General features: G+C 31.9%; 27 protein-coding genes and 1 other annotated feature. Of the genes, 15 read left to right on the top strand and 12 right to left on the bottom strand.

Features of this window, described 5'->3' with window-relative positions; translation table 11 throughout:
* The first annotated feature begins 106 nt into the window (after positions 1-106).
* The 13 genes from LB941_RS08340 (at position 107) to LB941_RS08280 (ending at position 12,984) form a co-directional block, all read left to right on the top strand.
* On the top strand, positions 107-916 hold the full coding sequence (locus tag LB941_RS08340; RefSeq protein ID WP_253361112.1) for a conjugal transfer protein: 810 nt from the start codon (positions 107-109) through the stop codon (positions 914-916).
* 1 nt (position 917) lies between these two features.
* Positions 918-1,166 (top strand): TcpD family membrane protein, encoded by a 249-nt coding sequence (locus LB941_RS08335; protein WP_253361111.1) that lies wholly within the window; start codon positions 918-920, stop codon positions 1,164-1,166.
* A 5-nt stretch (positions 1,167-1,171) separates the two neighbouring features.
* Positions 1,172-1,597 (top strand): TcpE family conjugal transfer membrane protein, encoded by a 426-nt coding sequence (locus LB941_RS08330; protein ID WP_253361110.1) that lies wholly within the window; start codon positions 1,172-1,174, stop codon positions 1,595-1,597.
* Positions 1,581-2,081, top strand: coding sequence for an antirestriction protein ArdA (locus LB941_RS08325; RefSeq protein ID WP_253361109.1), 501 nt, complete (start codon positions 1,581-1,583; stop codon positions 2,079-2,081). Before LB941_RS08330 ends, LB941_RS08325 begins: the two co-directional genes overlap by 17 nt.
* Positions 2,078-2,377, top strand: a complete 300-nt coding sequence (locus tag LB941_RS08320; RefSeq protein WP_253361107.1) for a hypothetical protein — start codon at positions 2,078-2,080, stop codon at positions 2,375-2,377. Before LB941_RS08325 ends, LB941_RS08320 begins: the two co-directional genes overlap by 4 nt.
* Before the next feature lie 14 nt (positions 2,378-2,391).
* Positions 2,392-4,887 carry an ATP-binding protein gene (locus tag LB941_RS08315; protein WP_253361106.1) on the top strand — a complete coding sequence of 832 codons (2,496 nt, stop codon included), beginning with the start codon at positions 2,392-2,394 and terminating at the stop codon, positions 4,885-4,887.
* 32 nt (positions 4,888-4,919) lie between these two features.
* Complete coding sequence (locus tag LB941_RS08310; protein ID WP_253361105.1) at positions 4,920-6,731, top strand: CD3337/EF1877 family mobilome membrane protein; 1,812 nt, start codon at positions 4,920-4,922, stop codon at positions 6,729-6,731.
* Between the two features lie 34 nt (positions 6,732-6,765).
* Positions 6,766-7,917: a phage tail tip lysozyme gene (locus LB941_RS08305; protein ID WP_253361104.1), complete on the top strand. Its 1,152-nt coding sequence runs from the start codon at positions 6,766-6,768 to the stop codon at positions 7,915-7,917.
* A gap of 10 nt (positions 7,918-7,927) precedes the next feature.
* The gene (locus LB941_RS08300) at positions 7,928-8,512 is read left to right on the top strand and encodes a hypothetical protein (RefSeq protein WP_253361103.1); all 585 of its coding nucleotides are present in this window, start codon (positions 7,928-7,930) and stop codon (positions 8,510-8,512) included.
* A gap of 10 nt (positions 8,513-8,522) precedes the next feature.
* Positions 8,523-8,894, top strand: coding sequence for a hypothetical protein (locus LB941_RS08295; protein ID WP_253361102.1), 372 nt, complete (start codon positions 8,523-8,525; stop codon positions 8,892-8,894).
* A gap of 177 nt (positions 8,895-9,071) precedes the next feature.
* Complete coding sequence (locus LB941_RS08290) at positions 9,072-10,553, top strand: hypothetical protein (protein WP_253361101.1); 1,482 nt, start codon at positions 9,072-9,074, stop codon at positions 10,551-10,553.
* 429 nt (positions 10,554-10,982) lie between these two features.
* Entirely contained in the window at positions 10,983-11,570 is a 588-nt protein-coding gene (locus LB941_RS08285) for a site-specific integrase (protein ID WP_253361099.1), read from the top strand.
* A gap of 262 nt (positions 11,571-11,832) precedes the next feature.
* The gene (locus LB941_RS08280; protein ID WP_425270530.1) at positions 11,833-12,984 is read left to right on the top strand and encodes an IS30 family transposase; all 1,152 of its coding nucleotides are present in this window, start codon (positions 11,833-11,835) and stop codon (positions 12,982-12,984) included.
* A 391-nt stretch (positions 12,985-13,375) separates the two neighbouring features.
* Here the strand turns inward: LB941_RS08280 and LB941_RS08275 are convergent, their stop codons facing one another.
* The 6 genes from LB941_RS08275 to LB941_RS08250 all read right to left on the bottom strand — a co-directional run bounded on the left by LB941_RS08275 (position 13,376) and on the right by LB941_RS08250 (position 18,974).
* The gene (locus tag LB941_RS08275; RefSeq protein ID WP_253361097.1) at positions 13,376-14,743 is read right to left on the bottom strand and encodes an MFS transporter; all 1,368 of its coding nucleotides are present in this window, start codon (positions 14,741-14,743) and stop codon (positions 13,376-13,378) included.
* 105 nt (positions 14,744-14,848) lie between these two features.
* On the bottom strand, positions 14,849-15,721 hold the full coding sequence (locus LB941_RS08270; RefSeq protein WP_253361096.1) for a metallophosphoesterase family protein: 873 nt from the start codon (positions 15,719-15,721) through the stop codon (positions 14,849-14,851).
* 114 nt (positions 15,722-15,835) lie between these two features.
* Positions 15,836-16,690 carry a metallophosphoesterase family protein gene (locus LB941_RS08265; RefSeq protein ID WP_253361095.1) on the bottom strand — a complete coding sequence of 285 codons (855 nt, stop codon included), beginning with the start codon at positions 16,688-16,690 and terminating at the stop codon, positions 15,836-15,838.
* A gap of 168 nt (positions 16,691-16,858) precedes the next feature.
* Positions 16,859-17,503, bottom strand: a complete 645-nt coding sequence (locus LB941_RS08260) for a DUF998 domain-containing protein (RefSeq protein ID WP_253361094.1) — start codon at positions 17,501-17,503, stop codon at positions 16,859-16,861.
* 129 nt (positions 17,504-17,632) lie between these two features.
* Entirely contained in the window at positions 17,633-18,124 is a 492-nt protein-coding gene (locus tag LB941_RS08255) for an ECF transporter S component (RefSeq protein ID WP_253361093.1), read from the bottom strand.
* Positions 18,117-18,974 (bottom strand): PfkB family carbohydrate kinase, encoded by an 858-nt coding sequence (locus LB941_RS08250; RefSeq protein ID WP_253361092.1) that lies wholly within the window; start codon positions 18,972-18,974, stop codon positions 18,117-18,119. The genes LB941_RS08255 and LB941_RS08250 overlap by 8 nt, the downstream gene beginning before the upstream one ends.
* Before the next feature lie 273 nt (positions 18,975-19,247).
* Between LB941_RS08250 and LB941_RS08245 the strand changes: the two genes are divergently transcribed.
* On the top strand, positions 19,248-19,847 hold the full coding sequence (locus LB941_RS08245) for a VanZ family protein (RefSeq protein ID WP_253361090.1): 600 nt from the start codon (positions 19,248-19,250) through the stop codon (positions 19,845-19,847).
* A 118-nt stretch (positions 19,848-19,965) separates the two neighbouring features.
* Positions 19,966-20,589 carry a carbonic anhydrase family protein gene (locus tag LB941_RS08240; protein WP_253361088.1) on the top strand — a complete coding sequence of 208 codons (624 nt, stop codon included), beginning with the start codon at positions 19,966-19,968 and terminating at the stop codon, positions 20,587-20,589.
* 6 nt (positions 20,590-20,595) lie between these two features.
* Here LB941_RS08240 and LB941_RS08235 read toward each other — a convergent pair whose 3' ends face one another.
* The 6 genes from LB941_RS08235 to LB941_RS08210 all read right to left on the bottom strand — a co-directional run bounded on the left by LB941_RS08235 (position 20,596) and on the right by LB941_RS08210 (position 26,251).
* Positions 20,596-21,501, bottom strand: coding sequence for an AEC family transporter (locus tag LB941_RS08235; protein WP_253361086.1), 906 nt, complete (start codon positions 21,499-21,501; stop codon positions 20,596-20,598).
* Between the two features lie 12 nt (positions 21,502-21,513).
* Entirely contained in the window at positions 21,514-22,230 is a 717-nt protein-coding gene (locus tag LB941_RS08230; protein WP_253361085.1) for a DUF554 domain-containing protein, read from the bottom strand.
* 172 nt (positions 22,231-22,402) lie between these two features.
* Complete coding sequence (locus LB941_RS08225) at positions 22,403-23,404, bottom strand: ketopantoate reductase family protein (RefSeq protein WP_253361084.1); 1,002 nt, start codon at positions 23,402-23,404, stop codon at positions 22,403-22,405.
* 78 nt (positions 23,405-23,482) lie between these two features.
* Positions 23,483-23,729, bottom strand: a binding site (T-box leader).
* Positions 23,730-23,805: 76 nt separating this feature from the next.
* Positions 23,806-24,897: an iron-containing alcohol dehydrogenase family protein gene (locus LB941_RS08220; protein WP_253361083.1), complete on the bottom strand. Its 1,092-nt coding sequence runs from the start codon at positions 24,895-24,897 to the stop codon at positions 23,806-23,808.
* 141 nt (positions 24,898-25,038) lie between these two features.
* Positions 25,039-25,518, bottom strand: coding sequence for a hypothetical protein (locus tag LB941_RS08215; protein ID WP_253361082.1), 480 nt, complete (start codon positions 25,516-25,518; stop codon positions 25,039-25,041).
* A gap of 217 nt (positions 25,519-25,735) precedes the next feature.
* Complete coding sequence (locus LB941_RS08210; protein ID WP_253361081.1) at positions 25,736-26,251, bottom strand: GNAT family N-acetyltransferase; 516 nt, start codon at positions 26,249-26,251, stop codon at positions 25,736-25,738.
* Between the last annotated feature and the right edge of the window lie 161 nt (positions 26,252-26,412).

Here is a 26,412-nt window from a genome sequence, read left to right as displayed (position 1 = left end):
TTCTCGTCAAGTTGATAAGATCCCACGTAAAAAGAAAAAAGTAAATATGAAGTCGGCTAGGGTCATTGTTTGGATAACAATGATCTTTCTTTTTTCTAGTGGCATTGTGGCTTTTATTAAAGCCTGTAATGTTTCACAAACTAATCACAAACTGCAAGAAGAAATTCGAACCTATCAAACGAAGCTCGACCGAGCTTCAACTAATATCAACGGTTACAGTTTTTTGTTAAATAACTACATGCAAGATTTTTTAAACCTTTATCTCAATTATCCCAATAATGCTAATGATATGGATAACAGAAACAAAGCTTTATCTGTTTACTATGCGACTAATTTAACTGCCACTGATCAAGCTGGTAATGATAGTCAGTCTTTCAACAATGCTTCAATTCAAAGTATTTATACTCGACATGGAGCTAAAATTGCGCAGTATTATGTCAATTACTCTATCAATGGTAACCAAACTAGCGGTTATTTAAATATTCCGTTCAAAGTTAAAAACAACAAATTTACTGTTGTTAGTTATCCTTACTTTTCTAACAAAATCAATCCGATTGGTCATATCGGCAAATTACAAAGTAAATATTCTAAAGATAACCAGACTACTTCGATTAGTTTATACAATCAAGTCACTGATTTTACTAAGTCATTTTTGAAAAAATATGCGTCTGCTAAAACTAGTGATATGAAATTTATTATGGCTAATCCTCAAGGATTAGCTGGTAACTATCAAGTCGCTAATATCCAAAATCTACATGTTTATGGTACAAAAAACAATCCAGTTGTTCAATGTTTATTAACCTTAAAACGTAGTGATTCGGATATTGAACACTCAGAAAACGTCACTTTAAAACTTTCAAAACAACAAACAACTTATTTTGTTGATGAGTTTAATCATAATATTGGAGGAGATTAATATGCAATCTATTTTTTTAGCTTCTGAATTACCGTCTTTAGGTAATGTTTCTGATTGGGTCGTTACTCAAGGTAAATATGCAATCACGATTATTATTGTTATCTTACTGGTTAAATTTATTTTTCGTCAAGAATTAGGCAGAGTGATTGGGATTGCTTTATTGACTGGTTTAACTTGGTTTGTCATTTCTAACTCGCAAACTGTTTTTACTGCAATTGGCAATATCTTTAAAACCATTTTTGGGAGTTGATGGTATTGGAAAAACGCAACTATAACTATCGTAATGTTTTTAATGAGCCAATTAAGATTAAACAATTAACGCAAAACTTCTCTTTGCCTTATTTTATCAAGTTAAGAGATGTCTTAATCTACTTGCTAACACTGTTTATTATCTTTATTGTTTTTCATTCTTTAGTAAGTTTTATCAGTTCTTATATTCCACTGTTTACCATGTTATTTTATGTTGGTGTACCGTACCTAACGGTACGTTTAGTTGAAAAGGTTCAACCTGATGGTAAAAATATTTTCTGGTACTTACTAGATTACATTACTTTTTACTTCGAGTATCTGCAAAGCAAAAAGAAAATTTGTCATGATACTAAAGTCAACTACACTGATAATCCAGTTGTTTTTGATGAATTTAATTACAGAAAGAAGGCTAATCATGGAAAAGGAAATTAGTATTTTCGTTGAAAATCTTGCTCGACGAAATGCTGGCAATACTAAAGGTGCGTGGTTCACCTTACCAGTACCATTTAATACAATTGCTCGCAAAATTGGATTGAATGAAACCGAAGAAGAATGGATTATTACGGATTATGAAGCTCCATTTGATATTGGCGAGTATGCCAATATTAATAGGCTTAATCGAATTGCAGCCGAACTTGATAATGTACCTGATTATTTATGGGAGAATGCTCGTGACTTACTCAGCAGTGGCATTTATGAAAATATTGAAGCTTTAGTTAGTAATCCCGAACGTGTTATCTATCTACCCAATATTTTAGAAGATAACGATTTGGGCAACTACTTAATTGAACATAACACTTGGTATGATGTTCCAGATAACTTAGTTAGTTACATCAATACTAAAAAATTTGGTCAAGATTACCGTTTTAGCACTAATGGTTTTTTCGCTAAAACTGGTTTCTTTATTTCCGCATGAAGTTTTTAACACAAGATGAAGTAGTTAGAACTTATCTAATTTGGGTAGATAAGGAACTCGATAAAGAAAAAAACGTTAAGAATATGCCTTTAGATAAAGTTGGTGAGTTTCGTGACCATGAGGTCATCGAATTTGAAAATGCTTTTATGTCAATGGTTGATGAATTGCGTGTTCACAAAAAGTACAAAGACTTGCACTATGATAAAATTCCACAAATTTATGCTACGAGAGTTCTTAGTGATCGTAAAAAAAATTTTCGTGAACGTTTATTGAATGAGCTATTAATGCTTTTTTGAGAGAGGGGGATTAAATGGAATTACAAACACCTTTTAAATTAATGAAAGACAATCTACTTTTGACTAAATCAGGCGATATTTGGGCTTACTACAAAATTAAACCCGAAAGTATAGCTACTAACGATCTAGACAAAAAAGAGTTGAATAAACGCATGATGGCTTTTGTCTACGGTACACTTTCTAAATACAGCGAACTACATTTACAAATGTTACCAAAAGATATGAACTTGACTGAACGTTTTAAACAATTAGGTAAAGATTTTGCAGATGAAGCTTTGCCGATTGCTAAATATTATGCTAATGAAACCGTAAAGCAACTTGAATATGAACTTGGAACTATTACCAACGAAGAATTTATTCTTGGAATTAAATTGAAGTCATTTCAATATGCTGAGTCAATCAAAACTGCTATTTCAACTGGCTATAATCAATTCCTACAAAAAACTTTTTCAGCGTTGGGGTATGAAACTACAATTGACGAAACTTATTTCGAACAGTTTTCTAATGAACTAACTGAACTAACTTCAACTATTACTACGATTAAAGGAACTCCATTAGAAGAAAATGAATTGGCATATTTGATTCGCTATAACTTTATTAGGAATATTCAGCACGACGTGCTGAAAGAAAGCAAAGAACATGATTTCTATAAACTAACTGATACAATTCTTGATCCAAGCGAGAAAGGGTTCTTAAAACTGGAAAATGATCAAGGCACTTCATATGTAGCTTTTATTCCAGTGGGGGCTTTACCTGATAATATCAGCTTTTCTCATTTATTTGAAATAGCGCAAAACATGAAATTTCCAGTAGAACTGCAAATAAAAGCTCAATATCAAGAAGTTGACGGTTTAAATGGTCTAAACTCTAAACTTTCTAGACTTCGTAGAAGATTCAAGAGTACCACTCAAGAAGCACACCAAACTGGCGAGCGTGATAGTCAACGCAATTTAACTAATCAAATTCTTTTAGATGAACTCCAAAATGATATTGAAGCAGGTAAATCCATTTTGAAATGGTTAGCTTGCTTTGTTATTTCAGGAAATACAAAAGAAGAAGTTAAAGCTCGTGCTGATCGTTTAATCAATCGTCTTGGTTTAAGAGATATTGACGCTTATCGTCCTAATGCTGACCAGCTACCGCTGTTTTATCGTTTGCTTCAGGGTAATTCACTAGAGGGCAATAAAAACTGGTTACAGGTTACCAATAGTGAGGGCTTTGCAGAAAATTTATTTGCAGTAAGTAACCGTTTAGGTAATAATGTTGGCTGGTATATTGGACGTGTTGATGATTTAGCTGAAAGTCAATCACTTGAACAATCTATTTATGCGAGTCGTAAAATTGTTTTGTTCAATCCAACGATCGCTAATAAAGGTATTAAAGGTGCGAAAACTGACAGCCCGCATATTGCGGTCACTGGTGAAACTGGCAAAGGAAAATCATTTCTAGTCAAATTGCTGTTTATCTATATGTCGTTTATGAAAGCGAAGCTTTTGTATATTGATCCTAAAAAGGAAATTCGTAACTGGTTTAGCAAAGTGATTGAAAATAAAGAAATGCAACAGAAATATCCGCTATTCGTTAATCATTTAAAAAGCTTTCATTACGTGACTTTAGACGCTACCGATTCAAACAATTGGGGTGTGCTTGATCCAATTGTTTTTTTTAAAGGTTCAGACGCTAAAGATACTGCCGAAGCTATGATTGATCAAATTTATTCAACTAAAGATAAAGATATGGCAAAGACAGCAATTTTAAGAGCAATCAAGACCGTAATTGGAAAACGAGAGTTAGGTGAAAAAGTTGGTATGTTAAATGTAATTGAAATTCTGAAAGATTCTGATGATTCAGAAATTAAAGGTGCTGGCAATCTACTTTATGAAATGGTCACTGATTCAGTTCTTCAATTAGGCTTTTCTGACGGCTCAAATGATGGTGTTAATTTAGCGGATCGGATTAATATTTTAGAAGTTTCAGGACTTGAATTACCAAAGGAAGGCGATAATCCAGATAATTATTCTGACTTAGAAAAGAAATCAGTTGCTTTAATGATTCCACTTGGTAAATTCTGTGAAAAATTTGGTTCAAATGACAATAATTCTTACACTGCTGAAATATTTGATGAAGCTTGGATTTTCAACGTAGCTAAAAGTGGTAAGAAAATTCTCAAATCTATGAAACGTGTCGGACGTTCACAAAATAACATGTTGTTGTACGCCACCCAATCGGTGGCGGATATTTCCGACCAAGAAGATCATGGTCAATTTGGTGTACTCTTTGCGTTTGATGAACCTAGCGAACGTGAAGCGATTCTAAACCATGTTCAGTTACCAGTGAATGAAGAAAATCTTCACTGGTTATCAAATATGATTAAAGGGCAATGTTTATTTCGTGATATTTACGGTCGAGTTGGAAAAATTGCAGTTCATTCACTTTTTGATGAAATGACAAGTTCCTTTAAGACAATCAATAAATCAGCTTCATCTAAGAGTGAAGAAATGTATCGCTAATAAAACATTCAAAAAGTTCAGGAGGTGATTGCTTGAAAAATAAATTTAAAGCATTTGGACTAGTTGGCGCTACTGCGTTAGTTAGTCTTTTAATTTATAAAATAACAGTATTAGCTGATTCTAGTTCGTCAGTTAAAGACATTTTAGCTGGATATGATATGGATCAAATTCTTTCTACGCTAGACTCTTTTAATCCTTATATGGAACCAGCTAGCTTTACTGATGTTGGTTTAAAGGCTATTACAGCTTTAACTGGTTTTTTCTGGGAAATCAATCGGTTTATGTTCAAAATCTTCGATTTTTCTTTGCAGATGATGTTTGGTGCGACCTCAGTCAACAACAGTATTAATACTTTAATTGACAAAATTTCTAGTCTTTCCGGTCAACTATGGGATAGTTTGTTTGGTAAGTTTGGAATTGTGTTGTTTGTAATCTCAATACTAAGTGCCTTTTACATCTTTTCTTTTAAAAATGAACGTGATGGCTTAAAAAGAATGTTCTTAACAATTGTAATTGTTGGTTTCTCTGCTGTTTGGTTTAAAAATTCTAGTTACATGTTACAGACGTTTAATTCAATTTCGACAACTGCACAAAGTTCATTAATGAGTTTAGACAATTCGCAAGCTGTCAAAAATGCTGATTCTACTAGCATTGTTCGTAAAAGTTTCTTTGAAAAATCTATTGAACGACCTTATTATTTAATGAATTATGGTAAGACAAGTATCGCTGATGTTCAAAAGGCGAATGAAAATCCGTATGAGTTTCTTTCAGCTGATTATGATAAGGATACGGATTCAATTAGCGAAAAAGTTAGCGCTAGTAACAACAAGTACCTTAAAGAAAGTTACATGTACTATAAAATTTTAATTGCATTAATGTCACCGTTGGTGTCAATCAGCTATGGGATTCCATTATTTGCGATTGGTTTTTTAAATTTATGTGTGCAGATTTTCGCCTTAGTCCTATCGTTAATATTACCTGTTATGGCTTTATTAAGTCTAATTCCAAAATATTCTGGTAGTTTATTTAAAGGTTTAATGGACGTTATTATGTTATTTTTCTCGAAAGCTTGTTTAGTGCTTGGAATTCTCGCAATCAATATCTGTCAAGAAATTGTCGATATTATCATTCCACCAAGTTCTTATGCTGGATATTTTGTTAATGCTTTAGTGCTGTGGCTAATTATGTTTTTCGGTTGGAAAAACCGCAGTTATCTAATTAAATGTTTTTCTGGTGGGCGAATTAGTTCATCTAAAGAGGTCATGCGAACAGTCAATAATCAAAAAGAGAAGCTTGTTGAAAGTGTTCATCAAGCTAATGATCGACTGGAGAGTGCTAATCATTTTGTTAGAAATTCTGGAAATACAGTTACAAATTTCTTTAATCGTGGTACTTCTAGCAGTGAAACATCTGCCGATGTTTCCGAAGCAAAAGAAAAGATTGATCAAACTAAACGGACACCACAAGAAAATGTGCAACCAACTACTTTTATTAAGAAACTGGCTCAAAGAAGAAAACAAAAATCAACTGTTTCAGAACAACCTAATCCTAATGTTGAACAGATTACTAAGCCAAAAGAAACTAAGCCAAATATCAAAAAGGAAGTTCACCAAAAACGAATTGTTCAAATTGATGATCGTTTTGAAAAAGGTAAGGACGGTAAATTCCCTGAACCAACTAAATCAAAAGATATTAAACAGGAACGTAAGTTAATGATTAATGCTAGAACTAAACAACAGCTTACAGGTTTAAATGAAGCACAATATCAAGCAAAGAAAAAGCTTGAAGAAACTAAAATTAAGCCAGATGAAATACGAGAAAAAATTGAGTCAATGAGAGAATAGATGAATTTTACGTCATAAAAAATGAGGTGAGTAAATGAAGTTAAGGTTAGTCGGGATCTTAGTGATCCCGATTTTTTTGCTAGTTATTCTAATTATTACTGTTTTTATGATTTTGGGTGGTAATGAAAAAAATAATGTCATGGATTTAGACTGTGCAAACAACTTAGGTATTTCGGGTAATCAAGTATCTAAAGATACTGAACAGAATGCTCAAATTATATGGAACTATCTAATTAATCAAGGGTGGTCTAAACCTGCGGTAGCTGGTGTTTTAGGTAACTTACAACAAGAATCAAATATCAATCCCACTTCGACTAATTCAAGTTCTGGCGCACATGGAATCGCTCAATGGCTAGGTAATCGTTTAACTAACGAAAAAAGTTTTGCGACTGAACATAGTAAAGAACCTGATAGTATTCAAGCTCAGGTTATGTTTCTTTATGAAGAAACCAATGGAGCTGAAAAATCTAGTTTAGGTGATTACGCTAAAAACTCAACTGATCCGTCAATCGCTGCCATTGAATGGGAACTACGTTTTGAACGAGCTGGTAAAAATGAAGCGAATAATGCTGTTAGAGCGAATAATGCGCAGTATTGGTACAACAAATTTAAAGACTCAACTGGAGATAATTCTAATTCAAATACCGTCACAATAACTGAAACAAATCAAACCTGTGACAAAAATGCTGGTGAAACACTTAGTGTTTCAGGACCAACTGATAAATGGTGGACTGACTTATCAGCTTGGGCTAATAAATGGGCGAACAAAGCTCCTGATAACTATTTGCTGGGTGGTAATCCTTCGAACCTTGATAATTCAGCAACCGCTAAAGCAGTGCATGGCGCAACTGACTGTTCAGGTTTCACTTACTGGGCGTTTAATAAAATCGGAATTACACTGACTCGGACGTCACAAACGCAATGGTCACAAGATGTTGATGAAGTAAAGAAAGAAGATGCTAAAGCTGGCGATCTAGTTTTCTTTTACAGTTCAGTCAATGACGGTGCTGGTTCAGGGTATAGTCATGTTGGGATCTATATCGGAAATGGTCAGATGATTGATGAGGAAAATTCGGGAATTAAAAAAACAAACGTTTGGCAGGCAAATACTCCAGCATATGGTAACTGGAGTAAAGTTTCATATGGTCAAATTAGAGCAAGCTTATTGCCAGATAAGTATAAATGAGGTGAATAGGGTGAATAGAAATAAAATAATTTTGATCATAATCGGAATACTCGCATTAAGTGCTTTTTATAAACTTAATACTACTAATCAAAAACTAAGTAGCAAAGACTTAAAGCAAACAGCACAGATAGCGAAATTAAAAGCTGAAAATAAGAGACTAACAACTCAACAAGTTACTTTTGAAAACAGTTCTTCTTCAACAACTACTAGTAAAAATAATCCTGATAAAAAAGCAGAACAAGTAGCAGTGAAGTTGTTTAGAACCCTAAATAATTGGAATGCAGATAGCTGGTTAGAGAAACAACAAATTGCTGCAAAATATGCCACTGATGATGTTTTAACATATCTCGGTGGTGGTCAATCAGTTGATAATCAAACAACTGCTGTCAAACAATTAAAGCAGTTAAATGCAACATCACAGCTAACAGAATCTAATATTTATTTCGAACAAGAATCAACAGCTAACGAAATTAAAGGTATTTTTATTGGAACAGTCAAAACAACTAGTTCTGGTAATCAAACAACAAATAACATTAAATATCTGTTTACTTATGATACAAAACAAGAAAAGATTACTGAAATATCAACATTTTAGGAGGCCAAAAATGAAAATATTGCAGAACAAAAAAATAACAATAATGGCGCTATTGGCAATCATACTTTTAGGAATTCTAGGTTTTGCATATTACAAACACGAAACCAAATATGATTATGAAATTAATCAAGTACTTAACTACGAAAATAAAGTTGCTGTTCCTGGTCAAAAGAAGTTGACCAAGCAAAATACTAAAATTGTTATTTATGATGATCTAGCAGAAAACGAGCACCTAATTAGTATTAGTTTCAAATATCCTAATGGTAATCAAGCTAATGATTGGTTTACCTACTACTTGCTAAATAATAAGAGCAAGTTCTTACAAACATTTCCGGATAAAGTCAACACCTTAAAAATTATATACAAGAAAAGAAACTGGTGATAAAATTAAAGAAAGTTTCAAAGAATCAATAATTATTAAATCAGTTGAACATGATAAAGTAAGTATGTATTAGTTCTACAACTAGGGTATAGCTTAAAAAGCGGGAAAAATATGGGTGAGAACTACGATGCAATAGAGTTGAATTTATAATTATGTCAAAAGAAAGGGTGCATCAAAATGCAACTAGGGGTAATAAACTCCAAAATAACAATTTTAATATTGCAAAAGCTTAGATACGCCAATGATTATGTGGTAAATTTCTTTTCAATTGATATACTTGCATCAATAATTGGACTTTTGTTAGCCCTACTATTACCTCTTGTTATTATGCTTTTGGAAGGTGGCAGCAATCATTGGGATCGTGCTGTTATTCTTAATAAAGTAATCCATTTCAAATCATTGGTTGTATCTATTTTTATCATCTCTATAATTTTACTTTTATGGAGAATACACACCTTAGAGTTTATTTTCATTATTTTTTATTTTTTAAGCTTTTATTTGATTTGTAGAACATTATATCTTTCTGTTAAATGGTTATCGGATTGGGCCGAAAGCTTTGAAGGTGTAAGATTTAAGTGGCGCAAAAATATTTTAACTAATAAAAAATTAAAACCGCAAGAAAAGATAAAAATTTGGGAAAACGTATTCGAACAACTAAATGATGATTTTGGCAGTAGTCGGGGACAAAATACAATTTTTTCTTTTAACGAATACGAAGAAAATTACGATAGCTTGAATTCTGAAGACATTTCAATTCAAGCAAGATTTGCTAGCATATTATTAGAAAATTTAGATGTATTTTTGTCAACTTATCGTGAAAGTAATCAATTTTGGGAATGTGCTATTAATAATTTTTTGGAAAATAGTCAAAATAATCAAAAGTATAAATTAACTAGACTCTGGAAAAATATTGTAATTGAAGCTATGAAAATAACTGCACAAGATGAATATGGAGTTTATATTTTATTAGAGGAACTTAAAAAAATTAAGTCCCGACTTAAAGATGGAAAGCTAAAGACGTTTATGAATTTTATTCCGGATCAAATAATTGAGCTTTTTTACTTAAGAAATAATGAGCTTGAAGACTATGATCTTTTTAATAATACAGAATGGATAATTGTCAGTGATGATTTACGAAGCCAAGAAAAGGAAAAACCTCAAGCATATTTGCTCAAAGCTTTTTTTAAGAAAGTTAATAATATAGCAGCAAACTCTGAAAATTCAATTAAATTACAACGGTTGGTAAATGTTATTTTTAAAAAAGCTGATCCAATATGCTTAGGGCGATCGTATAACTTATTACATAATTACTACATACCTAAAGTTGAAGATGAAGAGTTGGCATATTCAATTTTGGCTAAGCCTTTAAAATTCGGAAATGTATCTAGGTTAACAGGTACAGATGATAATGGAGATATTGGGCAATATATGGATGAGTATCAAAAAGAATTTGAGGAAAGTATAAAGATTACAGTATTTTACTTTAGGTCTTTTTTAAAATCGGAATTTGGGAAAGAATATTTAAAGAAAATGAAATTAGGGTTACAGTCTACTAAACTTGAAAAGTTACTAGAAGAGCAGAATAGAAAAGATCTGGAAGTACTTGCAGTTGTATATTTAGATTTAATAGAAAAAATAGAGGCTGAACTGATAAAATAAATTTATAAATGTAGATACAAAAAATAATTATTTTGTGAATATTATAAGTCTGTAAGTGAAATACAGTTTGAGCAGATTGTTTGAGAGATCTTAGGGCCATTAGGGTATACTCTAATGGCCCTTTCGTGTCTCGTGATCTACTTATAGAGATGCTCATTAGAACTGTCCAAATTAGACCTTATAACAGAGAATAATATAGTAGCACAGGCTAAAATGTATGGTGTGTTTGAGGAAAAGCTTTCAAATAAGCTTTGTCCTTATATTAGGGACTATAATGATTAAATAGACCTTATAAATTCTTTTATTGCCAGTGTTTATATACCTTAGGTTTTATCATTAGCGTTTTTATTTTAATATATTTGATTAATCGCCCCTAAAAAGGAGCGATTTTTTGTGTTTATACTTAATTTTAATAAAGGAGTTAAAGTTATGAAACAAATTGTATTACCAATCAAAGATTCAAATGTCCTGCAACAAGTTCAAAAATGCTTATTGGAAGATTTTAAGGCTGGTAAGCGCAACTATACAATTTTTCAGATTGGCAAAGCTACGCTTTTACGTGTAAGTGATGTTATGCGTTTAAAATATCAAGATGTTTATAATCTTGATGGTTCGATTAAACATAATGCTTATATTCGTGATAAAAAGACTAATAAACAAAATACTTTATATTTAAAGCCAGTTGAACATGATTTGTTAGAATATCGTCAATGGTTACTTGATAGTAGGCTACAATCGGAGTGGCTTTTTCCCTCAACTAAAAGATCCAATCGTCATATTACTGAAAAGCAGTTTTATAAGGTTATGGCACGTGTTGGTGATTTATTAGGTATTAATTACTTAGGTACTCATACAATGCGTAAAACAGGGGCTTATCGGGTTTATATGCAATCCAATTATAATATTGGTTTAGTCATGCATTTATTAAATCATTCTAGTGAAGCTATGACTTTAAAGTATCTTGGATTAGATCAAGTAAGTAGAGAACATATGCTGGATAAAATTGATTTTGGCTAGAATTTAATTACACCTCAAGCAAAGAATTGTTTGTCTACGTTTTTAAGACAAGCAATTTTTTACTTGTGGTTTAGTTGAACGTTTTTTTGTTCAACTGGTTTTTGTCTTTTCCCTAATAACATTACAATTTTACGAAAGTGTTTCATAATTATTTTGTTTTAATGATAAAAATAAAGGAATTAATTTAAATGAAAATTAAATATATCAGATAAGTTATATAATTTAGTTAGTGAGAGGGATAATAATGGAAAGAAGGGGTAATATGCAAAGAAAACAGTCTTACCATTTAACACCATTCGAACGTGGTCAAATTGATTATTTATGGAATATGGAGAGGATTCATAATCAAGCTGAGATTGCTCGAAAATTACATCGTTCGGTTATGACGATTAATAATGAGCTCCGTCGGAGTCAGCGCTTTTCAGATTATAAGTTAATGCCCCGTAAATGGCGTGCTTATCATTATAATGCTGAGGAAGCTCAACAGTATGCCAGTTTGAGAAAAAATCGAATTGGAACTAAGAAGAAATATTCAAAGAAAAAAGCACGAATTATCGCAAAACTAATTTTAGATGATAAATGGTCGCCACAAATGATTGCTGAGACCCATAAAGAATTAAAGTTGAGTCGTAATACAATTTATAATTGGATTTATCGTGGTATGATTCCTAATGTTTCTGGTGATGACTTGCGCTATCGACATAAGTATCGTCGTGGAAGGTCGCAACGTATGACTGAAATAAATGTTAAAAAAAAGAGGGCGGCTAGATTAAAAGCTGAGCAAGAAAGAGTAAACCAAACAGAAAAACAGATAGTTCGCCCACTTAAGCATTCAATTGAAGAACGCCCGATTGGTGTTGATAAACGAAAAATTTTTGGTCACTGGGAAGTTGATTGTGTTTTACCAAGAAAAGGTTATAAGCAAGTTTTTGTAACATTTTGTGAGCGTAAAACACGTTATTATATAATTTTGAAGGCTGAATCGCAATCTGGAAAAGCTGTATGTAAAGTTTTAGATCAATTTATGGGTTTATTTGGTAAACGTGCAAAGCATATTGTTCAATCATTTACATTTGACAATGGTTTTGAGTTTGCTAACCATTTTGTGATTAATAAGGTTCAAGAAGAATATGGAATAATGGCTTATTTTGCGCATCCATATAGTCCTGAGGAACGTGGTTCTAATGAGAATGCTAATCGTATGTTGCGTGAATATTTTCCTAAAAGAACACATTTTGAATATGTTACTAATGGTGATATTCGACGTGTTTTACATAAGATTAATAATCGACCAAAGGCTGTTTTGAATTATAAAACACCAAGAGCTATATTTAGAAAGAAAATGCATGAAATTGATTGTGTCTTTGGCTATAAAAAGAAATTAAGACGTTCTAAAAACGTTAATAAAGACTGATTTAAAGCAAATCTTACTAGAATTGATTTATAAATTTATAACAACTTTTACATGAAAAAAATAATAATCGTCAAAGTTTAATGAGCAAATTGAATTATTTTTGCTGATTATAGTTTTTAGCGATTATTTTTTTTTAAAATTTTTGTACCCTTTTTTATTTTTATTTTTCTTTTTTCAAATTCATTTTTACTTTTTTCAGTCTATAAAACGCTGTTTTATAAAGCTTTTAAGATATGTATAAAAATAAGAGGGTGTTTAGATTAAAATTTGCTCTTGACATTTTGCTGTTTAGTTCTAGTTTACATAATATACATTATATAAAGTTGGATATAAAATAAAATTTGCCTATTTCAATTATTACCGACAAATTTTATTCGTTTCATTACATAAATCAATTTTTCTTACGTAAAATTAATGCACAAATTAATCCTATTACCGCTAAGATTAATAAAATTACAAAACCCAAATGACCACCGAGTTTAATTGCTTCATATGAGGAAGTACTTTCATTTCCCACAATCGTTATAACTGATGCCATGACTGCTGTCCCAATTGAACCTGCATATTGTTGACTCATACTAAAAAGTGAATTCTGATCTGCTTTTTGATTCCTTAAGACTACTTTTCCTGCATCAGTCATTACATTACCAAAAGTCATATTAAACCCTAGATTAACTAGTACATAAAAAACGATTATCAATGGTACAGTTAGTTTATCTGTAAGAATTACAAAAACTGCAATTCCAAGTGTCATCAATGTATTTCCTACTAATATCGGATAATTTGGTCCAACATCATCGTACCATTTACCAGCAAATGGTGCTACACATGCACCTAATAGTGATGCTGGCAAAAGAACTAAACCGGCAACTAGTGAATTTACATGTAAAAAGGTTTCTGCAAATATTGGAATAATAAATGATGATGCTATGTTAACAAACTGTAATATAACATAATTACCTAATCGTAAGCTTAAATACTTATTTTTTAAAATTCTTAAATCGAGTAATGGTTGTTTTTTTCTCAATGATCTCTTAATAAAAACAATTAAGAACACTATACCTAGCAATGCTAAAAATAATGCTATCAACAGATTATAGCCTAACTGTTGAATACTAAATTCAAAAGCAATTAAAAAAATAATCAATAAAACAAAACTAAATGTATCAAATTTTTCATTTTTAGAAATACTATTATCTTCAAAATTAATGATACCTATCATTAACGCTATGAGTAATATCATGAAAACAAACGCAAAAATCATTCTCCATGAAAAATAGTGATTCATTATCCCACCATACGATGGGCCTATTGCTGGCGCAATAGAAATTAACATCGCAGCAATTCCTGAATATGTTCCCCACCTTTTTTCTGGTACCTTGTTAAAAATAACAGAAAACATTAATGGTGTTGCAATTCCAGTTGAAGTAGCTTGTAACAATCTTCCCAACATCAAAATCCAGAAGTTAGTTGCAATAAAACACAATGCTAATCCCAATAAGGCTAAACTAATTGCTGTCATGAATAGTTTCTTAGCTTTAAATCTTTTTAATAAAAAAGCGGTTGATCCCATAACCAAAGAAACCATCAATAAATAGCCCGTTGTTAACAATTGAACCGTACTAAGTGATTTACCAAAGATTCTCATTAAAGTTGGAAAAGTTACATTAAGTGATGTTTCAATTAGAATACCTGTAAATGTTAACATTGCAACTGCGATAATTGACAACTTTGTTCTTACTGATACTGACTCATTCATATATACAAAACTCCCCACACAATAAAACAAGCTCTTGAGAGTTATTTTCCTCAAAAGCTTATATCCGATTGTTTATTATTAGTAAAGTATATCACAGATGTTAGCTTAACTAAACTTTTTTCTCTGGTTAGCATTATATCTAATAACATCATTTAGATAACCTCTATCTAAATTTAATTGATGTAAAAGTTTTTGATCGTGTGTATGCGCCTCTCCTGTCTCAAGTTGAGCGCTGTATAATTCTAGATACGGTAAATCTAAGGCCTTAGCATATGCTGCTTCTTTTTTATAATCATAAGAAACCTTTTGAAACTCTACGTTTGCTATTCCATGACTGTCTATCTCTAAAATTATATATTGAGCTCGCAAATCAGTTTGCAACTTCTTCCAATTACTAAATGGTTGCCCGATTGAACCTGGATTTATCACTAATTGTTCTTCAGAACTATAACGCAGCAAAGGATGATGCGTATGCGCATATATTACGATATCAAGTTGTCTTCCTTCTTTGAACTCGTTAAACAGTTCATCAAAATTTTTTTGTTCAACTGTTGGATACAATCGCTGTCCATAATTCATTTCTGGAAGATTATGGACAATTCCAATATTAAGACCATTTCGCTTAACTATTTTTTGCAACGGCCAATTTTTAATTATTTTAGTAACGTCTTCGCAATTATTGAGATGTTTGCAAACTGATTGCATCAATTTCGAAATATAAACTAGCGTTGGATCATCCGTAGGTACTATTCCGGCGGCACATGCAACAAATAGATCATCCCAATTACCACGAATACACACACTTGGATTATGTTGTATCAACAAATCCCATAATTTTTGCGCACCCGGTCCTGGTGAAAATATGTCGCCTAAAAACCAATATTCAGTAACATTTTTGTTTTTAGCATCTTTAAGTACCTCTTCAAATGCTGTTAAATTGCCATGAACATCACTTAAAATTGCAATTTTATTCTTCAACTATCGTTCCCCTTATAAATTAACTTTGCATCCACTAAAACATAAGCAGCCGTATCTATTTTCTCTAGATAACTATTTATTACATCTTATCTATTAAAGTTACACATCTCAAGATTACAATCCTTTTTTCATCCTCTGATTATATCCTAAAACATCTTCTTCATAGCCTCGCTTTTTATTTATCTGTGCTAATAATGCTTGATCATGACTATGCACATGTCCGGTTTTAAGCTGTTCTTGATACAAATCAAGATAGGGCAAATTAACGCTTCTTGCTCGCATATATTCAAGCTCATGATCATATGCGACTTTTCGAAAATCAATATCCGGAAGTCCTGTATCATCGAAATTTAAAATAGCATAGCGTGCTCTTAAATCAGCTTGATAAACCGAACGTTGACTAAATGGTTGACCTACTGATCCTGGATTAATAATAATTTGTTCATTAGATCCATAACGCATAATAGGATGATGTACATGTGCATATAAAGCAATATCAATTTCTTTATCTTCAACAAACAAGCCATCAAAATTTTCTTGTGGTTTGGTTGGATACAGATCTTGACCATGATTCAAATTGGGTAAATTATGTGAACAACCAATTGTAAAAACACCAATTTTTCTTTTGAAATGTAAAGGCCAACTCGCAATCGTTGTAATTACGCTATCAGGTAATCTTTTTATTAATGTTTGATTGAGTTTTGCAAAATATATCTTACTTGCTTTATTAGTTGATAATACACCATTTGCTGAATTAATTAATAAATCTTCCCAATTACCTCGAATACAAATACTTGGATTCATTTCAAGAAAAAGTTGCCATAAATCATCCGCGCCTGGTCCCGGTGAAAATAAGTCCCCTAAAAACCAAAAGTCCGTGACACCATGGTGTAATGCATCTTGATATACTGCTTCAAGTGCCGTTAAATTCCCATGAACATCACTAAAAATTGCTATTTTTTGATCCATTATCTTACTCCCTTACTAATTTAAAATATCTCTATAAAGGCTAACCCAATTATAAACTAAAAGATCTATTTTAACTATAGCGTTTACATAGTTTGTTTACCGTGCTATACTTGTATTCATAATCATGTTAAAAGCTCACTGAAGAGTTTAAGGAGATTAATTTAAATATTAGTCTCCTTTTTTGTTGTCTGCACAATAGTTAAACCCTTTAGATAGTGTAATAATACTTAATATCAGCATGGGTATATACATTAGATCAAGTGCAACACACTGTAGAATTCCAGAAATTAATGCTGAAACACTTATTGGTAACTCCAACATGATACTTACAAAAATACTTATTACCTGTGTAACTAAAAATGTGTACGCCAATTTAAACATATCTTCATCATAGAGTAATTTAATAATGATAAAATTAGCCAAGTATAGTGCTCCACAGCCTATCACCGATCCAGTTGAGTGTATTAAACTATGCCAATTCGAAAAAGCACTTCCCGAATAAACAAAAAGTGCTGTCATAATACAATCTCCTATTCCATACATGATAACTAGGCACGTTAAAAAAATTCCTATTTTAGCCGAATACTTTTTTCCCCACTCATAAATAAATTGTGCCGCAAGTATAAAAAGTATACCGTCAATAATTTCCCACACATCAAATGAGTGACTTATAGCAAGTCTTGGTTGGCCTAAATCACTTAACAGGTAAACCTGTGTCCGATCACTAAAAAAGCCCATATAATATGGCAATGCTATTTCTCTAAAAATAACAATTACCATAATAATTGAACTATATTTTCTAATAACTTGCATACTACCTCAGTCCTACTCAATAGATTTATTTGAATCTTTCACTTTAAATTATTGTAGCACTTGGTGTAACTTGACTATCTTAAGATAGCATTAAATATTGAAATCAACATTTCTGATAGACTTAATTTATTAAATTAAATGACGCAGTCTTATATATAAGATTCCTCCAACAAGACCACCTACAAGGCCTTGGATAATATTAGGAACAATGCCTATTAATCCTGTTTGTACTGAATACAAAATACTATCTGTAGCAAGATATCCTATCACCATTATAATAATACCAGTAATAATAGCGAACACTTTACCTAATACTTGGCTGTTTTTAGTACTTAATCTACCAATTATATATCCCTCTATTCCGTGCACAATTAGTGAAAAAAACATATACTGCGGATAACCTGAAATTAAATCCAACAAAAAACCACTTAGAGCACCTACTACTCCACCCTTATTAGCCCCAAATAAAAATGCTGCTAATATTATTCCTGCATCACACAAATTTATATAACCATGCGTCATTGGAATAGGTATAATTAAAAAACGTGCAATAACAACATTTGCTGCCGTTAGCATTGCTAAAATAGATATTTGCTTAGTGTTTAATTTCAACTCATTCATAAAACTCCTCTTCCTTTCTCTCACTTAATAAACTTAAAATATTTGTTAATATCACTCCATATTTACGTGGCCGTTCCTTATGACGCTCTGTTTGTTGTAACGCTTGATAGGTTAATTTTGTTGCACATTTTACTGCATTGCCAAAAGAATATTTCTTCCATAAATATCCAGTTAATAAAGCGGAAAATGTGTCACCACTGCCATAAAAATGACCTGTTAATTCTGGATACATACAATAAGTAAGGTGTCCATTTTCTAACCATACGCAACCACGCTGATTATTCTGGCTAATTCCAGTTATAACAATTTGACCTCCAGATTTTGTTAATCGATTTAACTTTGTTAAAAGCTCAAAATGAAAGTCTGCACTATTTTCACGTAATTTCATTCCTGTTAAAAAACATGCTTCAGTTAAATTTGGAGTAATAACGTTAGCATATTGCAACAATTCTTTAGTATGTATAATTTGCTCATCAGTTATATTAGGATATAAGGCTCCTTGATCTGCAAAAACTGGATCAATTATACAGAAAGCCAACGCTTTTTTTTGTAGAAATTGCAATATTTTATGCTGAACCTCGACACTGCCTAAATAACCTATAAGTGCACCTGCAAAATTAATTTCTGCTGCATTCCAATGATTAAAACTTTCTTCCATCCAGGTACTTGTTTCTAATGTTACAGCTTGACCAAATCCTTCAGTTTGTGTCGACAAGACACTAGTTGGTAACAACGCAAGTGGTACTCCTTGAGCTTGTAGAATAGGAATAGCAACTGTTAGCGATAAATTTCCTATTCCTGATAAATCTTCCGCCACTAATACTTGGCCATTATCCTTTATATATGTCATCATTACCCCACTTTAAAACTCATTATTTTTTAATTGTATCTCATTATAAACCAATTAAAGTCAAGTTTGAACCCTTTAGCTAATTTAAATGATAATAACTACTTGATAAATATAAAAATTTATTAACGATGGCTCTCTATCATAAATTAATTTTTAGCTTCTTCACATTGTATCCATAATAAAAGGACTAGAATTCATCGATTGTTAAAAATTAATTCAAACCTAGTCGGTAATATTATATTTCATAAAACATAAAAAAGGTCGGTGAGATTAATGCTTATAAATTCTACGTTATATTTACCAATTCTAACAATTTATCCACTTATGGTTGGTATTTTTGTGCTTATTATCCTCCTAGGTTATTGGTCTCAAACGCATTATCCTACATTCAATAAGCGCAATGTCCTAAAATTATTATTTGCATTTTATATAACGTGCGTTGCACAACTTACAAACAGTATAAACATATATACACCTTGGACCTATTTACGTATGGTTCGTGCGGCACACGGTTTTGGATATTTTGATGATATCGAATGGCACCCCTTGGCTATGTACAAATCAATCTATACTGCTGCATCACAATATACAATTATTGGAAACATTATTATGCTAGTTCCCTTAACCTTTTTTGTCTGCATACTTTGGAAAAATGCAGCATCTTTAAAGAAGATGTTTATCCTTGCCTTTTTCACCTCATTAACAATAGAAACTTCACAGTTGATTTTATCGTATTTCTATCTTGAACATCGTTTATTTGACCTAAACGATTTACTGCAAAATACATTAGGTGGATTGCTTGGATATGCACTATTTATATTAGTTCAAAGAACTCTTCCTAAATTTGTACATCATGCTCAACAAATTGTATAAGACTAAAATATTTACTCTACCCTAAGATAGATAGTGCAATATTTTTCATCTTTCTAAAGAATAATGCTAGAATAACAATGATTAGAAAATAACAATCAATAAAGTGGAGTGTGACAACATGCAACGTCTAGATTATTCGAAACAAAATCAATGGGAAAAACTTGATTCAAATCAATCACCAATTAATCTTGAACAAACTATAGCTAAAAAATATTCTTGGAGCAAACAACCATTAAAAATAAATTTTGGAGATTCCCTACTCGAAAAAGAATTGAAAGATACAGGTGATCAATTTTTTCTAGATGGAACATTACAGCTTGGAAAAAAACACTATCTATTCGAACGCATGCATTTCCATGATGGGAGTGAACATTTTTTAGAAACAAAACAATTTGACTGTGAATTGCATTTTGTCGCAAAAGCTAAAAATGACTCACTCTTAGTTTTAGCAATTCTAGGCAATGTTGTCTCTCAAAATAATATTTCAAATAATCTCGAGAGAGTCTTAGATACGCAGATTTCTGCTAAAATCTTTAATCAAATATTACCCAAAAAGCTAAGTTATTTTGAGTATAAAGGTAGTTTGACAACACCACCCCTTTTATCTAATGTTACTTGGATTGTTTTAACACAACCAATTGCTATTTCCCAAAACTTTTTAGATATGCTCCATAGTGATTTTCCAAATAACCATCGCGAATTACAACCAGTAAATAATCGCGAAATTAACTACTATTCTTAATCCTAACTATGCTAAAAGATTCAAAAGAATTGTCAGTGAGACAAAACTAATAATTGTTGAAACAAATGTACAGCTAGAAACATATCCTGGATTAGCATCATACTGAATTGCATATATCGTTGTATTGGCTGCACTTGGCATTGCTGTCATAATGATCATTATATTGCGCAACATTGTACTGATTGGGAAAAACAAGCAAATAACATAGGCAACTATTGGTGCAATAATAAGTTTTATAAAGCTGGAAAAACCAACACTTTTCCAGTCTATTTTTGTAATAGCCACATTAGCAAGTTGCATTCCTAGCGTCAGCATAATAATTGGAATAGCTGTTTTACTAATCATATTAATCCACTTCATCAGGTTTACTGGAACAGCAATATTTAGTTGATTCAGTAAAATGCCGGGAATAATCACATAGTTCATTGGTTGATGTAAAACACTGCTTAGTGCATAACTGATAGTTGAACTTTTTGCAGATCCACTTGCCGCAATATAAATACCAATTATTCCCATAAATATCGTATGAATTATCATTATTGGCATTGCATATTTCATAGATTGTGTTCCAAAAGCAAATAAAGCAATTGGAACACCAAAATTACCACTATTAGAAAAAATGGTTGTTAATAAAAATGCACTTAATTTCTTTGTATCATAACTTAAAAACTTTCCCATTATAATTCCTAAAATAAGTAAAACAGTCATTATTAAAAAAGCAATAATGAAAATATATAAAAAATTAATATCTATTTTTTGTTGATAGAATATCTTAAACACTAAAAATGGTAATAATAGATACATTGCTAAAGTTGAGATTGGTTTAATATCTAATTTCAATGCATTTTGCAATAAAAAACCACTTGCAAATATTAATAAAACTGGCAACATCACTTGCAAAAAAATAGCCATTTGAAATTCCCCCTAAAAAAATGCCGAATAAATTATTATCACTAATAAAGATGGTAACATGTTAGCCACCTTTATTTTAGCATCTAATAGCAAATTTAATCCGATACACAAAATAAGCATTGATCCAACCAGACTCAAGCCATTAGTCATAGTAGTCGTTAAAAAAGGTTTGATTGCAAATGAAAACAACGTGATTCCTCCTTGTAAAATACCAATTGGTATACAAGCAAAAAGTGGTCCAATTCCAAATGCAGCTGCATATAGCATTATTATTGTTCCATCTAAAATTGCTTTAGTAAATAACATTGATGGATCATGATTAATTCCATCCTGTAGAGCTCCTACAATAGCCATTGCACCGATACAAGTAGTTAATGTTGCTATGATAAATCCATCTACAAAACGTGTATCACCTTCACGTTTAGCAATTTTACGCAACCATGTCCCAAACTGCATAATCTGTCCATCAAGATCAAATATCTCGCCTATAAATGCTCCTAATGCTAAACAAATAGCTGCCGTTAGTGTTTGAGTAACTGTTAATGCATTATTTTTAATCACAAAAATATGTTGTAACGCTCCCGCAATACCAATAAATGATGTTGCTAAACCTAAAGATTGCATAATTGTTTTTTGCATACTTTTCTTTATAAGGCGTGAAAAAAGCAATCCAACTGTTCCGCCACCAAGTACAGCAAAAACATTTACAATCGTTCCTATTCCTGGCATAAGAAACCTCCTTATTAATTAAACTTACATTTAGTAATTCTAACATATGTATTCCTATAAAAAAGAAAAATAAAAGGTTTTTTTCTAATCTAACTTAAACAATAATGGGAATCCTCCCTATAAAGAATAAGTTACTAAGAAAATAACCTTCTACATTTCATCTGAGCTTACATTAAAAATTTACTGCACGCTTCTCCATCTTTGTATTCAACTTATTTATTTTAGTTTTTGCTTGACGATTATGCTCTGCTAAATGAACTAAATGTGCTAAAAATTCATGCGTTTTAGCTTCATAGCCATGCTTTTTTCCTAGAGAAACTAGATAGCCATTGATATAGTCAACTTCTGTCGGCCGATTTTTACTCATATCCTGATACATCGAAGGATAGTGTAACGGGTTAGCCACTTTGCTAACGTAATTAATTGAATCTAATTCTTCTTGCCGTGTATTTAACATCTTGATACCATCTAATTCACATACATCATATGCCTCATTAATAAGTTGCATTGACATTTCATCTGCTCCTGCATAAGAAGCATATTCAACCATTTTAATTTCAAATAATGTACATAATGTATTAACCACTGAATTAAAGACGACTTTAGCCATTAAAGTACCTTTAAAATTAGTTGTTAAGTTTGGATTGAAGTTTGCTTTTTTTAATTCCTCTACTAATTTATAAGTAACATCATCCGGCTTTTCTGTATAATTTGCCATGTTCATTGAGCCAGCACCTGGTTTGCCAACAAAATCAACTTTACCCGGCCCATCTAAAATAGTTGCAACTAATGCTGTACCTGCAATTATTTTTTCCGGTTTGAAATACTGTAATAGTTTTTCAACATGCCCCATGCCATTCATGCATGTTAAAACATATTGCTTATCATTAAAGAAATGCTTACATCTTTTCAACATATCTTCTAGTTGCATTTGCTTTAAGAAAAAGACTAAAACATCTTGATCTTGGTTTGTATATTCTTCTGGATAATAGACGTTAACAGGAACTAAATGCTCATTTTCATGATCACGTGTAACATACACACCACCTTGTTCTTTCATTTTATCCACATGCGGTTGCCAAGCATCTACAAAGTCAACTTCATTTCCTGCTTCTTGTAATAACACGCCATAACGCAATCCCATTGCTCCTGCACCAACTACTGTAAATTTCATCTTAACTTCTTCTTTCTATATCTAAGATTTAGTCTCAGCAAAAAGCACAAAAAAAGCCTTTGATTACACTAAATGTAATCAAAGGACGTCTTGCGTGTTACCACCTTTTTTTCGCCATAGTTTCACAACTACAGCCTCTTCATGTACGGCAAGTTAAAAAACAAGCGATACACTAACGCGATAATGGGCGTACCCACCAAAGATTACTTAATTTCATCCTGGCACTCAAAGACGATTTTCACCCTTGCTTTTGTGGCTTTCTCTCACCAAACAAAGCTCGCTAACACTCCCGCAACAGCTACTTTTTCTTTTTCAATGTGTTTATTTTCATCAACTATTTATTGATTATTAATATAATACTCTAAATTCTAATTGTCAATACTTTACATCAATATTTATTTTTATGCCAGTGATTTTCCAAATTCATCTGCTTTACGAATTGCTGCAGCAAAGTCGGCTGCTTCGAACGGCAAGTTCTTATATTCATTTGTTGTCATTGCAATTTCAACAATCTTTGGAATATCTTTTTCACTTAAGTTCAATTCCGCCAATGTAGTTGGTAATCCTATTGATTTATTAAACTTGCTAGTTCTAGCTAACTCTTCTTGTTCCCCATAAAAAGCATACAAAACTAAGACACCAAAAGAAACAACCTGTCCATGTAGGAATTTTCCTTCACGTTTTATTGCTGTTGTCGCATTATAAAAAGCATGTGCATGACAAGAATTATAATAAAAATCTGGTTGATTCACTAAATTAGAAGCATAACCTGTAGATATCACAATATCTAACGCAACTTCTTCAACAGCACTACTTGCAATATTGTTTTCGACATCTTGAATACCCTGCGGACCATATTTATAAAATGCTTCCGCTGAAGATTCAGCTATTGCTGCTCCTAGAGTAGCTGTATGCGGTAACGTGATACCACGTTTTTTTGCAGCTGCAACTGCATGTGCTACTTCTGGCGCTTTGCTTATACCATCACCCACTCCAGCCCAAAAATACTCTTTCGGTGCTTTAGCAATCACGTCATTATTAATGAAGATATGTAATGGGGTCGTTGGAAAACCATATTTTTCAAAGTCACCATTATCCGCGTAAATAACAGCAATAGCAGTTCCAGCAGAACAATTAGAACAGATAGTTGGAAATGTAAAAATTGGTTTTTTTAATTGAGTGGCTACCATTTTAGCTGTATCTAATGCTTTACCACCGCCAAACCCAAAAATTACATCAGCTTTTTTAACTTCATCTTTTTCTGTAAGCTGATCAATATTTCTCTGAGTCGATTCAGTTCCATATACAAAACTTCCTGTAACTTCGATATCAGAAGATGTAAGTACACTTCTTACTGCTTCTTCTGAACTTGCAAGTGCTCGTTTGCCACCTATAAAAGCAACCGTTTTAAAACCATACGGCTTAATCACCTCTGGTATTTCTTTAAAACATTCTTTGCCATAACTATAATTGCTCATAAAATTTGTTGTCATATAAACGCCTCCTAAAAGTAATTTCATCACATTACATTTGACTAATGGTAATATAACACTATTTTTAAAAAAATTCAATCATATTTTAATTTGTAAAATAAGCTACTTATTCTGGATGGTTATAATAAAAGCACTGGATAGTTACTTATTTCCAGTGCTCTCATTAATGTTATTTTTTGATTTTATCAATTTCATTATAGAACGACGCTTTTTTAACATCTGTTTTTCCATTTCTTGTTCACTCCACTCAGGAATAGGTGTGAACTCATACGTAACATACATTTTATTATTCGAAAATCTAACCCCTAAAATCGTATTGATTGTTACCCAAATACCTGTTTCTTCATCAAATATTAAATCACCAACCTCTGATACTTGGCGAAATTCATTGGAATCATAACATAGTTCTGTTTGCATCACCGTATACTCTTGCGATAAATCAGGAGTATTATACTGTTGTGCTAAACAATCATACACGGCAATGGATTGCTTAGTTTCATAGTCTACTACTTGAATATCTAAGATATTAATAATAACAAATGTTGCAGTTCTATATTTTATTACATTGCCAACTTCTATTTTCTGATCGAGTGACTTACGCAAACGTATCTTTTCTAGCAATTTAAGTCCCCCCTACTTCAAATTGTAATATTACAGACTTATTATAGCATAAAACACTAATAAGAGTGACTATAAAAAAGTTATTGTATTATATAATAATCACTTCATAATTACTATTATAGAACTTTAAATGTTTTCAATTAATATCCAATGTAACGCTATTAGCATGCTTACTACTGGCATAATTTAAAAACTGTCCTTTTCTCAAATATTGACATTAAGTCAATTCAATATCGTATGCTAGTCTTTTTGGATCTGGATCTCTAGCTATATAAATAATTCCGCAGTATATAAATCCCACGTTTATTATTACCTTTTGCATCCGTTTATTCAACTCATGTGTATCAATACGCACAGTATTAATACCTAAACCTTTTATTACAGTAAATAAATTTGAGAAAAAATAGCTCGTTAAGTGTTTCCCTCGAAATTTATTTGAAATGGCTACTCGATGCAAAGCAACATATCTTTTATGCGAGTGCCACTTTCCAGCGGTGATTTGTTGATAATTGGGATCACCTTCTTGCTTTAGCGTTGCCATTCCTGCTATCTGACCAGACACTATTAAAACATAGCATTCTTGATTTTCAATATCTTGTTTGAACGTACTTTGATTCGGTTGCCCATTTTGCCATTGAGTACTACCATCTGTAGCTAATAAAATACGGGCTTCTTCAAATATCTGCATTATTGTTTCTAGATCCGTTAAAACTGCTTTTCTAACATAAATCAATTTTTCACACCCTATTATAATAAAAAGATAGCCTAATTATACGCTAAAAAGAGGAAAAATCTACTGGTTTTTCCTCTTTTTATGATTTTGTCTTTAGACCTAGTTGAGCTCGCTTGCGTGCGAAACAAAAAACCACCTGCTTTGCGGGTGGAAAAGCAAAC

The organism is Ligilactobacillus ubinensis, assembly GCF_024160875.1.
Classification (GTDB): domain Bacteria; phylum Bacillota; class Bacilli; order Lactobacillales; family Lactobacillaceae; genus Ligilactobacillus; species Ligilactobacillus ubinensis.
The sequence above is the reverse complement of the archived record's forward strand: the minus strand, read 5'-3'. Positions and strand labels throughout refer to the sequence as shown.

Coding starts and splice junctions, on each gene's coding strand:
- LB941_RS08260 (WP_253361094.1), bottom strand. CDS start 17,503: ATGCAAGTTATTAGAAAATATAGTTCAATTATTATGGTAATTGTTATT.
- LB941_RS08245 (WP_253361090.1), top strand. CDS start 19,248: ATGCTTATAAATTCTACGTTATATTTACCAATTCTAACAATTTATCCA.
- LB941_RS08240 (WP_253361088.1), top strand. CDS start 19,966: ATGCAACGTCTAGATTATTCGAAACAAAATCAATGGGAAAAACTTGAT.
- LB941_RS08295 (WP_253361102.1), top strand. CDS start 8,523: ATGAAAATATTGCAGAACAAAAAAATAACAATAATGGCGCTATTGGCA.
- LB941_RS08325 (WP_253361109.1), top strand. CDS start 1,581: ATGGAAAAGGAAATTAGTATTTTCGTTGAAAATCTTGCTCGACGAAAT.
- LB941_RS08265 (WP_253361095.1), bottom strand. CDS start 16,690: ATGGATCAAAAAATAGCAATTTTTAGTGATGTTCATGGGAATTTAACG.
- LB941_RS08285 (WP_253361099.1), top strand. CDS start 10,983: ATGAAACAAATTGTATTACCAATCAAAGATTCAAATGTCCTGCAACAA.
- LB941_RS08220 (WP_253361083.1), bottom strand. CDS start 24,897: ATGACAACAAATTTTATGAGCAATTATAGTTATGGCAAAGAATGTTTT.
- LB941_RS08275 (WP_253361097.1), bottom strand. CDS start 14,743: ATGAATGAGTCAGTATCAGTAAGAACAAAGTTGTCAATTATCGCAGTT.
- LB941_RS08225 (WP_253361084.1), bottom strand. CDS start 23,404: ATGAAATTTACAGTAGTTGGTGCAGGAGCAATGGGATTGCGTTATGGC.
- LB941_RS08320 (WP_253361107.1), top strand. CDS start 2,078: ATGAAGTTTTTAACACAAGATGAAGTAGTTAGAACTTATCTAATTTGG.
- LB941_RS08305 (WP_253361104.1), top strand. CDS start 6,766: ATGAAGTTAAGGTTAGTCGGGATCTTAGTGATCCCGATTTTTTTGCTA.
- LB941_RS08255 (WP_253361093.1), bottom strand. CDS start 18,124: ATGAATGAGTTGAAATTAAACACTAAGCAAATATCTATTTTAGCAATG.
- LB941_RS08280 (WP_425270530.1), top strand. CDS start 11,833: ATGCAAAGAAAACAGTCTTACCATTTAACACCATTCGAACGTGGTCAA.
- LB941_RS08250 (WP_253361092.1), bottom strand. CDS start 18,974: ATGACATATATAAAGGATAATGGCCAAGTATTAGTGGCGGAAGATTTA.
- LB941_RS08235 (WP_253361086.1), bottom strand. CDS start 21,501: ATGGCTATTTTTTTGCAAGTGATGTTGCCAGTTTTATTAATATTTGCA.
- LB941_RS08335 (WP_253361111.1), top strand. CDS start 918: ATGCAATCTATTTTTTTAGCTTCTGAATTACCGTCTTTAGGTAATGTT.
- LB941_RS08230 (WP_253361085.1), bottom strand. CDS start 22,230: ATGCCAGGAATAGGAACGATTGTAAATGTTTTTGCTGTACTTGGTGGC.
- LB941_RS08315 (WP_253361106.1), top strand. CDS start 2,392: ATGGAATTACAAACACCTTTTAAATTAATGAAAGACAATCTACTTTTG.
- LB941_RS08290 (WP_253361101.1), top strand. CDS start 9,072: ATGCAACTAGGGGTAATAAACTCCAAAATAACAATTTTAATATTGCAA.